We start from the raw sequence: 12,092 nt of genomic DNA on the forward strand, positions 1-12,092 counted from the left end.
GTAGAGTCAACACAATCACTTTAGTGAGAGACATCCATTCTCCACTTCCCTGTAATTTACTATAATCACTTCACATGCTGTTTCACTGAATTCAATCGATCCACCCGGAAAGCGATAAAATGTTTCTTGCTTGTCACACTAAACAAGAACTTTAGAATGATCTCCATTCATAATAATCGCTTCTGAACGTAATAACAGCCTTTTCATTTTTCCTCTCTCTGTTGTACTGAATTTACAGATCGGATTTTCTCCGGTTGATCGCTCGGATAAGTAGCATACACACGATTATCATAATCCCAACTCATTATCGTGGCACTATCTCGTCCAAGTTGATGATGAACATGTTCTAGGACATCTTGAACACATTTTGTTAATTCTGGTTTATTTTCATACATATCTTTATACAAATAAAATGGATTTTCATAACGGCGTTCTCCGCATTCTAGTACACCATCTGTTACCATTATGATTCTATTTCTTCCTGTACGTAGTTCTCGAATACCAGAAGAATAACACGGGACTGGTAAAGAAAATGTATTCACATGCCCAATCCATTCATAAAAATGACGTTGGTTCAGCATATATTGTCCTAACTTATGTAATTCTTCATGAAATACATAAACGAGGCAGTCTCCTATAGAAAACCACCAAATATAATTTTCTTTTCTTACACATATTAAGCAAGCTGTTTCACCTTTTACTTGCTGGCACGACTGTTTGAATGAATTTGATTGAAAAAGTGCGAGTAAATGATTTTCAACAGATCGAAATACCGTTTCAACAGGCTTTTCTAATAAAGCTTTTATATTTTCATATTCATTTTTTATTGTATGTACTACTAAAGCAACACTTTCTGCACTATTGTGACCATCTAATATCATCGCAAATTCCCAGTTTCCATTTGACCAAACGAAAGCACCGTCTTCATTCTTCTTTGCGCCTGCACTCTTATTCCCACCATATCTGCCCAGCACTATCTCACCATGTTGCTGAACTGAAATTTCCCCTAAATACATTTCGTCACTACCAACCCATGAATATTGTGTATTATTTGTTGTATGCATACTCATTCACCATATATGTTCGTATTCTTTCACATAGTTTTTGTATTTGTTCTTCTTGTCCATATGGTGCACCTTCCCAATTTGCTACCTTAGTTGGTGACCAAAATTCCTTTGGTGTATTTGGATAACGTGGAATTATATGCATGTGCATATGATTTACTCCATTACCAGAAACGAAAGCATAAATATGTTCTGCACCCTCGCATTCTTTTAATGCACGGCTTACTCTGCTCGTAATTAAACCAAAAGCTTTCGCTTCTTCTTCTGTTAATTCAGCTAATCCTGGCGTATGTCTTTTTATATCAATCATTACATATCCGAGATACGTCTTGTCCTCTTCCCAATAGACATGTCCTACATATACAAGGTTATCTTCATAAATTGTCCCACCAGGTACTTGAATATTTCCGTTATGTTTTTGACAAATGAAACAGCTTTCTTCAGAGAAGTTTTGAATAGACATATGCATCCCTCACATTCCTTAAATTTATATTTTATAATATCATAAAAACGGAATGCAAGTTAGATTTTTCCTAAATATCAGATTTTTTCGGTTATTCATTTACAGAAATGAAAATCAAAATGATCTCGTATTTCGCACTTATTACCTTATTTTTCACAAGTCACCTTTACACGTATATAGGCATTTACTATAGAAAGCCATCTTTTACTGAAGGAGGAAGAAATCCCATGCACCCCTATATGAATTCACATTTCAATCACCTACCTATCCCCCATCAAAACCAAGCTGTATGAACTACACCACCGCTTCCTAACGATTCTTATTATATGATGCAGCAAATGACGAATCTTGAAAATCAATTAGCAAAATTAATCGCGTTAATGAAAAAACAACCAATTAATCAAATCGATGGAACAACAACAAAATCAAGTTTGTGCCCCGGGTGGAGGTTCGGTAATTGTTCGTATGTAATCTTTTCCGATCTTTCATCACAATAAAAAGCACGCATCGTATATGAGAAGATCCATTATGATGCGTGTTTTTATTTAACCTTTTCTTTTCCGGTGAAACCCTTGCGTAATCCGATCTAATATAATCGCAATGACTACAATAGCTAGTCCAGCTTCAAACCCCATTCCAATGTTAACTTGCGTTACAGAACGATATACATCTACACCAAGCCCCGGTGCTCCTACAAGTGAAGCTGTAACAACCATTGATAAGGACAGCATGATACTTTGGTTTACACCAGCCATTATAGTTCCCGTTGCGAGAGGTAACTGAACTTTAAATAACTTTTGCGATGTAGTTGAACCAAATGCATTTGCAGCTTCAATTAAATCTTCTGGTACTTGTCTAATTCCTAAATCCGTAAAACGAATTGTCGGTGGCATTGCAAAAATAACAGAAGCGATAATACCAGGAACAACGCCTACTCCGAAAAATGTAATCGCTGGAATCAAGTATACGAACGCCGGCATTGTTTGCATAAAGTCTAATGTTGGTTTTAATATTTTTGAAAACCGTTCATTTTGGGATGCTAACACACCTATTGGAATCCCGACAATAATGGAAATAATGACTGATGTGAGAACAAGCGCCAATGTTTGCATCGTTTGTCCCCAATAGTTAATGTTTAGAATAAATAATAAGCCGATTAACGCAAATACCACTAAAGATATTTTCCTTGTTGTATACCAAACGAGAAAACATACGATTATAATCATTAAAAATGCTGGAATCAATGTTAAGAAATTTGTAAGTAAATCAACAAAACCACCAATGACATATGAAAACCCTCTAAACAGTCCTTCAAAATTCGCATATAAACTAGCAACGAATGCATCAACCCATTCACCTAAAGGAATACGCGGAATACTATTCACCGTCATTCACCTCTTCTTCAATATTTCCTGCGAGGGCTTGAATGACACTTTCCCGTTTTATTATGCCTCTTAACCTTTTCTTTTCATCAATTACTGGTAACGGCAGCTTCATTTCCGCCATTTTTGCATATGTTTCTTCCAATAATGTATCTAAATAAACATGCGGAATATCCTTCAAGAGTAAATCTGCGATTGGCCATTGTTTTTGAACAGCTTTACTGGCATCATCAGCCGTTAAAATACCTAAAAATTCATGTTTTTTATTTACAACATATACAGTGGACACACCTGCATTTCTCATAATTTGTAGTGCTACACGTGGTCCGCGGTCAATTAGTAATGTTTCTGGTCTTTTCAAAATAGATTCAGCAGTAATCACTTTCCCCAAATTCACATCCGCAACGAATTTCTCTACGAATTCATTGGCTGGGCTTATCATAATTTCTTCTGGAGTACCAATTTGCACAATTTCTCCGTCTTTCATTAATGCGATACGATCCCCAATTCGTAGCGCTTCATCTAAATCATGTGTAATAAAAATAATCGTTTTTTCCATCTTATCTTGCAGCTCTAACAATTCATCTTGCATCTCTTTTCGAATGAGTGGGTCTAATGCGCTAAATGACTCGTCCATAAGTAGAACATCTGGATCATTTGTAAGAGCTCTGGCAATTCCAACGCGCTGCTGCATTCCACCACTTAGTTGCCCTGGATAACTATTTTTATGATGATCTAATCCTACTAATTTAAGTGATTCTAGTGCCTTTGCTTCTCTTTCTTCTACTGAAACCCCTTGTATTTCTAATCCATAGGCAACATTTTGTAAGACGGTACGATGTGGGAACAGTGCAAACTTTTGAAAAACCATACTCATTTTCGTTCTTCTGACTTTCCTAAGCGCCTCTTTCCCCATTGTTGCGATATCTTCCCCGTCTATGTATATGTGGCCTGCTGTTGGCCTTATAAGCTGATTGAGCATACGAACAAGAGTTGATTTTCCGCTCCCAGATAGCCCCATAATGACAAAAATTTCTCCGGTATATACTTCAAACGTTGCCTTTTTCACCCCAACGTTCATTCCTGTTTCTTTCAATATTTCTGATTTACTTTTTCCTTCTTTTAATAAGGCGACTGCTCTTTGAGGATTTTTTCCAAATACTTTTGTTACGTTTTCTACACGTACTTTTGTATTTTCCATAAAACGACTCCTTTTCTGCCTATCTATTCACATAGTGTAACGATTTTAAACAGAAATATTACATAAAGAGGATTTTTTTAAAATTCTTGTTTCCGTTCATAATAAGAAGGTTCACTTATAGATTTATTCCTACTAACAACGCGATCCAAAACGAAATGAAAATTTCTATTTATGAAACGGGAGGATTCAATGAAACGGAAAATATGGCTTATAAGCATTTTGTTATTTATCAGTATGATTATTGCCTCTTGTAATGCTACAAATGCAAATACGAAAGGGAAAATTAAACTTGGTGTAACAAGTTGGAAGGAAAATATTGCGGCTGCAAATATGTGGAAAGTTTTATTAGAACAAAAAGGCTATAAAGTTGAACTCATGTATTTAGAAAAAGCAGCCATTTGGACTGGTGTCGCTCGCGGCGATGTTGATGCAAATTTAGAAGTATGGCTTCCGGTTACCGATAAGCCCTTAAATGATCGGTATAAAAATGACATTGTGTTAAAATCGAAATGGTATGAAGGCACTGGACTTGGATTAGTTGTTCCTTCTTATATGAAAGATATTAACAGCATCGAAGATTTAAACGCCCATAAGGATGAATTGAACAACAAAGTTGTAGGGATTGAACCTGGTAGTAGCCTTATGAACTTAACGGATAAAGCAATGAAAGAATATGATATCAAGCTAAAACTTGTCCAATCTTCGGAAGCGGCAATGATGAGTGAGCTAAAAAAGGCTTATACGCAAAAGAAACCAATCGCTGTAACGCTTTGGAATCCACACTGGGGCTTTTCAGAATTTGATTTGAAATATTTAAAAGACCCTAAAAAAGTATATGGTGAAAAAGACGACATTTATTACTCTGTACGAAAAGGTTTTGAAAAAGATTATCCAGAGATTGTGAAATATTTCGATAGATGGAAAATGAATGACGAACAACTTGGTACTTTAATGGTGATGTTAAATAAAACAAAGGACCCTGAAGAAGCTGCACGAAAGTGGATTAAACAGAATCAAGCATTAGTTGATGAATGGACAAAAGATTGATTTATGGCATAAAAATAGGCCGGAGAATCATATATTCTCTGGCCTATTTTAAGTTATTTTTTTTCAATAACAGCGTCAACAATACCATATACTTTCGCTTCTTCTGCAGTCATAAAGTAATCTCTTTCTGTATCCTCCGCTACCTTTTCAACTGGTTGACCTGTTCGATCCGATATAATTTTATTAATATCATGTTTTAACTTTAATATTCGTTTTGCAGTTATTTCAATCTCCGTCGCTTGCCCTTTTACTCCGCCAAGTGGCTGATGAATCATAATTTCACTATTTGGAAGCGCAAACCTTTTTCCTTTTGCTCCAGCGAGTAACAATAAGGCTCCAAATGACGCTGCGAATCCCATACAAAGTGTTTGAACATCGGGTTTAATCAAATTCATTGTATCTAATATCGCAAATCCCGCTGTAGTTGAGCCTCCTGGGCTATTGATATAAAGAAAAATATCCTTCTCCGCATCTTCTGCCTCTAAAAATAATAACTGTGCCACGATACTGCTTGCTACTTGATCATTAATTTCTGATCCGATCATGACAATACGGTCTTTTAACAACCTTGAATATATATCATAGGAGCGTTCTCCTAATTTTGTTTGTTCTACAACATACGGAATTGCATTCATTATAATCCCTCCATCTACTTTTTAAGCTGCACATAGCATATAACCGTAAGAAGAAGGTGCTTTTGTATTGAATAATAGTACAGGCTGCTTAGGTGATACGTGTTCAAACTGTATTATCGGAAGAAGTTTTGTTAACAATTGTGGTTTTTGTTCACGAATAGCTGTTACAATTACTTCAACGTCATCATCCTGCCCGGCTAATTCAATCTTCTCTTCTTCACTTACCGTTTTCAATCTATTTCTACTACGAAACAAGGAAGCCTTCACTGCGCCTTCTGAGATTGAACATATTTCCGCAATATCTGATAAGCTGTATTGAAAAACATCTTTTAACAAGAAGATAACGGATTGCTGTACATTTAATAAAGACAAGACTTTCTCTGCCATCTCATGCAAATCAGCAATTTTACCATGCGGTTCTTCAAATGGAATCTCCTGCTCTAATTTCTCTTGAACTGATTTTGTTTTTAGTTGATCTAGCCATTTATTTCGAGCAATTTTATATAGAAGCGTAATACAAATATCTTTCTCCACATATTTTTGAAGTACTTTACAAACCGTTTCTTGGGCAAGATCTTCTCCATCCCATTTACTTTTGGTTAAAAATGTACAGTACCTTTTTAACTCTGCGTAATTTTCAATTAAAAAGTTTTTATTTGAATGATTCATATCGATAGGATTTCTTAACATCTGAGTTACTTTTGTGCACAAAATAACCACTCCTTTTCAGCGCTTACTTAATTAACGATTGAACAAATGAAAAAGTTACGGGTCAAATAAAAAAATCATGTTTATGTTTGTAATTGTGCGGTCATAAATATGTTATGTAGAATTTTACACGAGGAGGCTGGAATATGCCAAAATTAACTGTTGTAGGTAATGGCACATTTGATGTAAAAGAAGGAACAAAATTAGTACTAGCACTCGAAGATAATGATATCCATATTCTTCATCGCTGCGGCGGAAAAGCACGTTGTACGACTTGCCGTGTAGAAATCGTATCTGGAGACTTCTGCGAGCCTACACATATTGAGAAGAATGCTATTACTGAAAAAGGAATTGAAGATCATTTGCGATTGTCATGTCAAATGCGTGTACAGACTGATTTAACCGTTCGCCCAATATTGACTGTTGAAAATTCTGGATTAGATGCTGGGCCGCGTCCTGTGGAATGAAAAGGCAACAGAATGAAACATTTAAAACGCTTAGTTGGTGAATATGCTAGTGATTTTGTAAAAGATGGGATGAAAATCGGCCTTGGTACTGGTTCCACTGTATATTGGACAATACAAAAATTGGGACAGCTAGTAAATGAAGGTTTATCTATTCAAGCTGTACCAACATCAATAGAAACTCAAAAATTAGCAGAGCAACTGTCTATCCCCTTAATCTCTTTAAATGACGTAGATTATCTTGATCTCACCATTGATGGTGCAGATGAGATTAACCCGGATTTACAGTTAATTAAAGGGGGCGGTGGTGCACTTCTTCGCGAAAAAATAGTTGCTGTGTCTTCCCAGAAACTTATCATAGTCGCTGATGAATCGAAACTTGTAACGAATTTAGGTATTTTTCCTCTTCCTATTGAAATAGTACCTTTCGCTTGGGAGCAAACTGCAAAACGAATTCAATCATTTGGTTGCCAGACATTTTTACGTATCCAAAACAATAAACCATTTAAAACAGACAATGGAAATATGATCTTAGATTGTATTTTTCCAAATCAAATAACCAATCCACTCGAAACTCATCAGCAGTTAAAAATGATAACGGGTGTAATTGAAACTGGTCTATTTATTAACATGGTAGATAAAGCAATTATTGCAACCGAAAAAGGAATAAAGGTATTATGACAAAACTAAAGGGCATGAGCCCGGTACAATACCGAGTTCATGCCCAAGAAGTTACCTAAGGAAGGAATCGTCTAACTTTTTAGGACACTTCACTAATAGTGGCTAACTAAACGAATTTAGCTAACTCACATTGCAATCTATATCCTTCTAATTCCCAAATTTTATTTACAATACGTTCTTTACAACATTCAATACCAATATTCACATCATAATCAGCAGGATTAGTACATGAGCTGGATTCGGTTAAAATAAATCCATTTGGCAATTTCGCAACCACGACTGTACATTTACCATGAAATTCTTCCACTGTCCATTTCGTTTTTTCTAAAATATTATCAATATCCTGTTGAGTTACCGTATTTTCCATAACTCTATAACCTCCCAATCTTCTGCTAACATATCAGTTTATGAAGCTAACCAAGGAACAAAATTTTCTTGTACTGTTTTCATTGCAATATATGCAACATATGGGACATTATGTCCTGTATGCTTGTTTATCATAAAGATTGATAAAATGGGTTTGTGTAATTACTTAACTAGCTGACAGGTTATTTGAAGAAAAGTATTTTTTCCTTATTCTATAGAACAGTTCGATAAACTCTAAAACATCTCCTCTCCCTAATACCAAAGAGCCGTAAAACATAAAAATCATGGCTACGAAAATACTAGGTACCTATATGAGTTTGATAATAAATGAGAAGTCCTTATTGGATTTTAGCAGAAGGGATGGATGAAAATGGACATTAGGAAAATACGATATTTCATAAAATCCATCTTGTATTACGTGAAATGACAACGGAGCAGCAACTAAAAGCACTCTATGAAAAACAAATTCATATTGGATTTTTTCGTTCTAAACAGAACAATGAGATACTATCTTCTGAAGTTTGTGCTGAAGAATCTTTAAGATTGGTTTTACATCAAGATCACCCTTTCGCCTCATTACCCGAAATTCCACTCCAATTGTTAATTGATGAACCATTTATTTTGTTTCCACGTCATTTTGGTCCAAATTTTTATGATTTAATTGTTAGCTACTTTTTGGATTATGGTGTACGTTTAAATGTTGTTCAAGAAGCTATTCAACTGCAAACTATTGTTAATTTAGTTGCAACAGGAATGGGTGTTTCTGTCGTTCCATCGTCGGTGGAAAGTTATAAACGTCCTGGTTTTGTAGTACCCAAGCTACTGCGAGTTGAGCGAGGGTAAGATCAATCTCTTGTGCGATGGGTTTGAGATTCTAGATAGCAGTGAGCACATTGTCGTTCATCCAACGTTGTGCAAGTTGATTTAATACTTTTCTTTCAGCCAACAACTGCCTTTTGAACTTTTTCTTTTAATATATAATTTTACTTATTCCTTATAATCTTCGTTACTTTCGGTTGGGTCGTTTCTACTGTTACTTGCTCGTCTTGAAACCAAAAATTTGTAATATCTAATATGTGTTCCATTGTACATATACCCCTTTATGAAATCCGAAGCCTTTTATACTTTTCGAAATATGAATTCAAAAAGCATACCTATTCCAACTCCAATTGTATACGCTAATAAATCACTCCACAAAAAACCATATCCTAATATAAGTCCACCTAATGTCGTTGCCCGTATACTATCTATCCATTCCGCATGATATAATTGACTCATTTCAATCCCATAGCAAAATAGTAAACTTAAAAATGCAATCTTTTTAGTCTCCATTTTATGAAAAAGAAATCCAACTCCAATGAAAATCATCAGCGCCCATAGTGCATCTCCTAAATAGGCATTTAATAAATCTGGTAAAACATACGCGAACTTTCTTGATCCCAATCCAAAGATAATTACTATTATGGTTAGTGCCGCATACAGTACCCTATTTCGTTTATATTCCATTCTTAAATCCTCTCTCATCACACCAAACCTTTCACAAAACCTGTACCCCCTATTTTTATAAAAGTGATGTGCATGTTCCCTTTCAGCACGATTTCCGATATATAATCTAATTGAAACTCCTCATTGTTCTATCTATGTACAGCGTCTAAGCGTGTATTTCTGATTTCCACATCTCATTCTACTCTACTGTTCAAAGCCCCTATACCATTATTCATTTATTCCTCATGCAATACTTGAAAATCAGTTACCAGTGAAACTATATTTCCCTTCTCATCAATCCCCCAATAGGAAGGATAAAAACCATCACCATAACCCGAACGGAACATAATAATATTACTCCCCGTTTCCTCACACACTACACAATTCCCCCACTCATCATCATGTTCTGTTAGTACGTCATCTATTAGATCATCATACAAACTAATAAATTCGTCTCCTAGTTCTTGTTGTAGTCTATCTTCTACTTCTTCTAACTTATCAATTGCTTCTACATCTGCAAAACACCCTAGTCCCGTATCAACTGGATAGCCAAAAATGTAGCCTTCCTCTAGTTCACTTACATTCTGCCCTGGCTTTGTTGCCATCTTCCACTCTACCGCTTTTGATTCCGATACTTTCAATTCAGCACCAGCAATTACACCATCTTCCTCGTTCCACCAAGCAATAATTGGATATGTACCTAGCTTAGTTGTTTGTTCGAAGTGATTTTTATTAAAAATAAGAGGATCACAAGCAACCAATTTTCCTGAAGTAACTTTTAAATGATCTAATACTTCAGAACGTAATATTTCACTATTCAATTTAGATAATTCATGTAATAACTTTGACATACTATTTTTCTTCCTCTCGTTCATTTATTCATAGACTTTCCTAGAATTTAAGCTGAGAAATCATCAATAATTTCCACCACTTCAATTTTCCCATTAATTAAAAGCTCTGGAAGCTCATTTTTTACATTACCCTTCCAATATTCTTTAGCTTGTTCAATTTTTCGAGAGAAAGGAACACCATCTTCCTTTGGTAAAAGGTTTCCATCACCCTCAAAAGAATTCCCCATAACTCGAAGCTTAACAATCTGCAAAACTTTCCGACTATAAGAATCAAATAATTTTTTCCATTTCAAAGCATCTTCATAACTTTTCGCAGCGTATAAGCAAGACAATCTTGAAGGATATTCAGGATATTCTTGTAGTCTAACCATTTCTACTATCACTTCTCTAATTGCTCTGATTGTTTGGTCTACATACTTAATCGCTACTTCGGCATTTTCTTTATTCATGTTCAATCCTGTATTTGTATAATGATCTTGTATAATCTGAATAAAGTCTTCACCTTTTGAATTCAATTGTTCTCTCTCAAAAAAGAAGCGATATAAGGTATTATTTTGGTTCTTATCAAAGTTAATTATCTGCCCAAGAATCATTTTTTTCCTAGTAACGATGTGATAAACATACAATTCGTTCTCTTTCATGGCCTGTCTCCTATTGGTCTTCATCAGACTATATTATATAATTTCCATCACTCTTGTCCGCAAAGAATAATTTGTTTCAGGTACTTGATTCATCAGTGTATCAAGTACAAATATTTTATTATGAATTCTCATACATGTAGCATTCCATCCGTCTAGAGAATCTTCGTTACTTTTCTTTTTGAAAAGCAGTATGTACGTGTTGCTTCCTTTGATCCCTTCCCACCTCGTATTCTCTTATCTTGTAAGCTGATTACGATGCATGACTATTTGCCTCGTTGCTTTGAATTGTTGTTTTCCATAGAATTTTATTAATTTTTCTTCACAAAATAGACTTACAATATCTATATGAGCAAGCTCATGAAGCAAGATTGTCATCATTTTCTCACCAATTTCCTTATTCCTTACACTATTATGTACTACAACATCTTCAATATACGCTCGAAACACACCATCAGTTACTGCTCTTGCAAATCCTATTAATTGCTTCTCTTTCCATACACCAATCGCTATACTATTCTCTAACATTTTAGAAATATCTTCTTCATCTCTTTCAGGCCACCAACCAACAGAATTGTACAGTAGCTTCACTTTTTTTGCAGTAATAGGTTGTTTATGATGAAATGTATAATTGTACATTCTATTTACCTCCCAATATTCAATTTACATAATATAATTATTTCACAATTTTAATTGCTTTTCTAAAAAATGTTGACTATACCCTTTAGGATGATCTTCCACTACGCCAAACTCCCTGTAACCATGTTTCTTATAAAATTCAGGTGCTTGAAAACTAAATGAATCAAGTAGTATAAGCCTACAGTTTTTCTCTTTGGCAATTTCTTCGATTTTATTTAATAGTTGACTACCATATCCTCCATGACGTACTGACTCATCCACCCATAAAAAATCGATATGGAGGTGATAAAAATATATTGTGCCTGTTATGCCTCCAAATATTTTGCCAGCATTGTCTTTTAATAGAAAACTTACATGTTCTAGTGGACTTTTTACTTCATCTGGTAGTACAGACATATTGTATTGGATTACTTTATTTTTAATGTACTCGCTGTCTTTTGAATTGTTTTGTTGTGTAATTTCCAAGTC

15 protein-coding genes and 5 pseudogenes are annotated in these 12,092 nt (G+C 35.0%); 5 read left to right on the forward strand and 15 right to left on the reverse strand.

Features of this window, described 5'->3' with window-relative positions; genetic code table 11:
* Positions 1 to 60: 60 nt before the first annotated feature.
* The 3 genes and pseudogenes from BLV40_RS29255 to BLV40_RS10605 form a co-directional block, all read right to left on the reverse strand.
* Positions 61 to 207, reverse strand: a pseudogene (locus BLV40_RS29255) (DNA mismatch repair protein MutT); the annotation flags it as partial.
* Positions 204 to 1,070 carry a PP2C family serine/threonine-protein phosphatase gene (locus tag BLV40_RS10600; RefSeq protein ID WP_026590991.1) on the reverse strand — a complete coding sequence of 289 codons (867 nt, stop codon included), beginning with the start codon at positions 1,068 to 1,070 and terminating at the stop codon, positions 204 to 206. The pseudogene BLV40_RS29255 and the gene BLV40_RS10600, both read right to left, overlap by 4 nt.
* Positions 1,048 to 1,527, reverse strand: coding sequence for an HIT family protein (locus tag BLV40_RS10605; protein ID WP_026590992.1), 480 nt, complete (start codon positions 1,525 to 1,527; stop codon positions 1,048 to 1,050). Before BLV40_RS10605 ends, BLV40_RS10600 begins: the two co-directional genes overlap by 23 nt.
* Before the next feature lie 227 nt (positions 1,528 to 1,754).
* Between BLV40_RS10605 and BLV40_RS29765 the strand changes: the two are divergent.
* Positions 1,755 to 1,998: pseudogene (locus BLV40_RS29765) on the forward strand (hypothetical protein).
* Between the two features lie 74 nt (positions 1,999 to 2,072).
* Here BLV40_RS29765 and BLV40_RS10610 read toward each other — a convergent pair.
* A complete protein-coding gene (locus BLV40_RS10610) occupies positions 2,073 to 2,912 on the reverse strand; it encodes an ABC transporter permease (RefSeq protein ID WP_090689668.1) in 840 nt (279 codons plus the stop codon).
* Positions 2,905 to 4,110 (reverse strand): quaternary amine ABC transporter ATP-binding protein, encoded by a 1,206-nt coding sequence (locus tag BLV40_RS10615; protein WP_090689671.1) that lies wholly within the window; start codon positions 4,108 to 4,110, stop codon positions 2,905 to 2,907. The genes BLV40_RS10610 and BLV40_RS10615 overlap by 8 nt, the downstream gene beginning before the upstream one ends.
* A 189-nt stretch (positions 4,111 to 4,299) precedes the next feature.
* On the opposite strand from BLV40_RS10615, the gene BLV40_RS10620 reads away from it, so the two are divergent.
* Complete coding sequence (locus BLV40_RS10620; protein WP_090689675.1) at positions 4,300 to 5,157, forward strand: glycine betaine ABC transporter substrate-binding protein; 858 nt, start codon at positions 4,300 to 4,302, stop codon at positions 5,155 to 5,157.
* A gap of 53 nt (positions 5,158 to 5,210) precedes the next feature.
* Here the strand turns inward: BLV40_RS10620 and clpP are convergent, their stop codons facing one another.
* The gene (gene clpP, locus BLV40_RS10625; RefSeq protein ID WP_026590996.1) at positions 5,211 to 5,792 is read right to left on the reverse strand and encodes an ATP-dependent Clp endopeptidase proteolytic subunit ClpP; all 582 of its coding nucleotides are present in this window, start codon (positions 5,790 to 5,792) and stop codon (positions 5,211 to 5,213) included.
* A gap of 21 nt (positions 5,793 to 5,813) precedes the next feature.
* Entirely contained in the window at positions 5,814 to 6,503 is a 690-nt protein-coding gene (locus tag BLV40_RS10630; protein WP_090689678.1) for an RNA polymerase subunit sigma-70, read from the reverse strand.
* Positions 6,504 to 6,646: 143 nt separating this feature from the next.
* On the opposite strand from BLV40_RS10630, the gene BLV40_RS10635 reads away from it, so the two are divergent.
* Positions 6,647 to 6,967 carry a 2Fe-2S iron-sulfur cluster-binding protein gene (locus BLV40_RS10635; protein ID WP_090689681.1) on the forward strand — a complete coding sequence of 107 codons (321 nt, stop codon included), beginning with the start codon at positions 6,647 to 6,649 and terminating at the stop codon, positions 6,965 to 6,967.
* Between the two features lie 12 nt (positions 6,968 to 6,979).
* Positions 6,980 to 7,645, forward strand: coding sequence for a ribose-5-phosphate isomerase RpiA (gene rpiA / locus BLV40_RS10640; RefSeq protein WP_090689682.1), 666 nt, complete (start codon positions 6,980 to 6,982; stop codon positions 7,643 to 7,645).
* Positions 7,646 to 7,751: 106 nt separating this feature from the next.
* Here the strand turns inward: rpiA and BLV40_RS10645 are convergent, their stop codons facing one another.
* The gene (locus tag BLV40_RS10645; RefSeq protein WP_090689685.1) at positions 7,752 to 8,012 is read right to left on the reverse strand and encodes a Gp49 family protein; all 261 of its coding nucleotides are present in this window, start codon (positions 8,010 to 8,012) and stop codon (positions 7,752 to 7,754) included.
* 398 nt (positions 8,013 to 8,410) lie between these two features.
* On the opposite strand from BLV40_RS10645, the pseudogene BLV40_RS10650 reads away from it, so the two are divergent.
* Positions 8,411 to 8,854 (forward strand): annotated as a pseudogene (locus BLV40_RS10650) (LysR family substrate-binding domain-containing protein); the annotation flags it as partial.
* On the opposite strand, the pseudogene BLV40_RS29260 reads toward BLV40_RS10650, so the two are convergent.
* From BLV40_RS29260 to BLV40_RS10685, 7 genes and pseudogenes are all read right to left on the reverse strand, one after another.
* Positions 8,814 to 8,933 (reverse strand): annotated as a pseudogene (locus BLV40_RS29260) (aldo/keto reductase); the annotation flags it as partial. The pseudogenes BLV40_RS10650 and BLV40_RS29260 sit on opposite strands and share 41 nt — an antisense overlap.
* Before the next feature lie 197 nt (positions 8,934 to 9,130).
* Positions 9,131 to 9,517: a ribosomal maturation YjgA family protein gene (locus BLV40_RS10660; RefSeq protein ID WP_090689687.1), complete on the reverse strand. Its 387-nt coding sequence runs from the start codon at positions 9,515 to 9,517 to the stop codon at positions 9,131 to 9,133.
* Positions 9,518 to 9,732: 215 nt separating this feature from the next.
* Positions 9,733 to 10,347, reverse strand: a complete 615-nt coding sequence (locus BLV40_RS10665; RefSeq protein ID WP_090689689.1) for a DUF4241 domain-containing protein — start codon at positions 10,345 to 10,347, stop codon at positions 9,733 to 9,735.
* Between the two features lie 47 nt (positions 10,348 to 10,394).
* Positions 10,395 to 10,988, reverse strand: a complete 594-nt coding sequence (locus tag BLV40_RS10670; RefSeq protein WP_090689693.1) for a DUF2441 domain-containing protein — start codon at positions 10,986 to 10,988, stop codon at positions 10,395 to 10,397.
* Positions 10,989 to 11,090: 102 nt separating this feature from the next.
* Positions 11,091 to 11,218: pseudogene (locus tag BLV40_RS29265) on the reverse strand (MmcQ/YjbR family DNA-binding protein); the annotation flags it as partial.
* A gap of 4 nt (positions 11,219 to 11,222) precedes the next feature.
* On the reverse strand, positions 11,223 to 11,624 hold the full coding sequence (locus BLV40_RS10680) for a GNAT family N-acetyltransferase (RefSeq protein WP_026591004.1): 402 nt from the start codon (positions 11,622 to 11,624) through the stop codon (positions 11,223 to 11,225).
* Positions 11,625 to 11,666: 42 nt separating this feature from the next.
* Positions 11,667 to 12,020: a GNAT family N-acetyltransferase gene (locus tag BLV40_RS10685; RefSeq protein WP_231503916.1), complete on the reverse strand. Its 354-nt coding sequence runs from the start codon at positions 12,018 to 12,020 to the stop codon at positions 11,667 to 11,669.
* Positions 12,021 to 12,092: the final 72 nt, after the last annotated feature.

Source organism: Bacillus sp. 166amftsu, from assembly GCF_900107445.1.
Lineage (GTDB): Bacteria > Bacillota > Bacilli > Bacillales > Bacillaceae_G > Bacillus_A > Bacillus_A arachidis.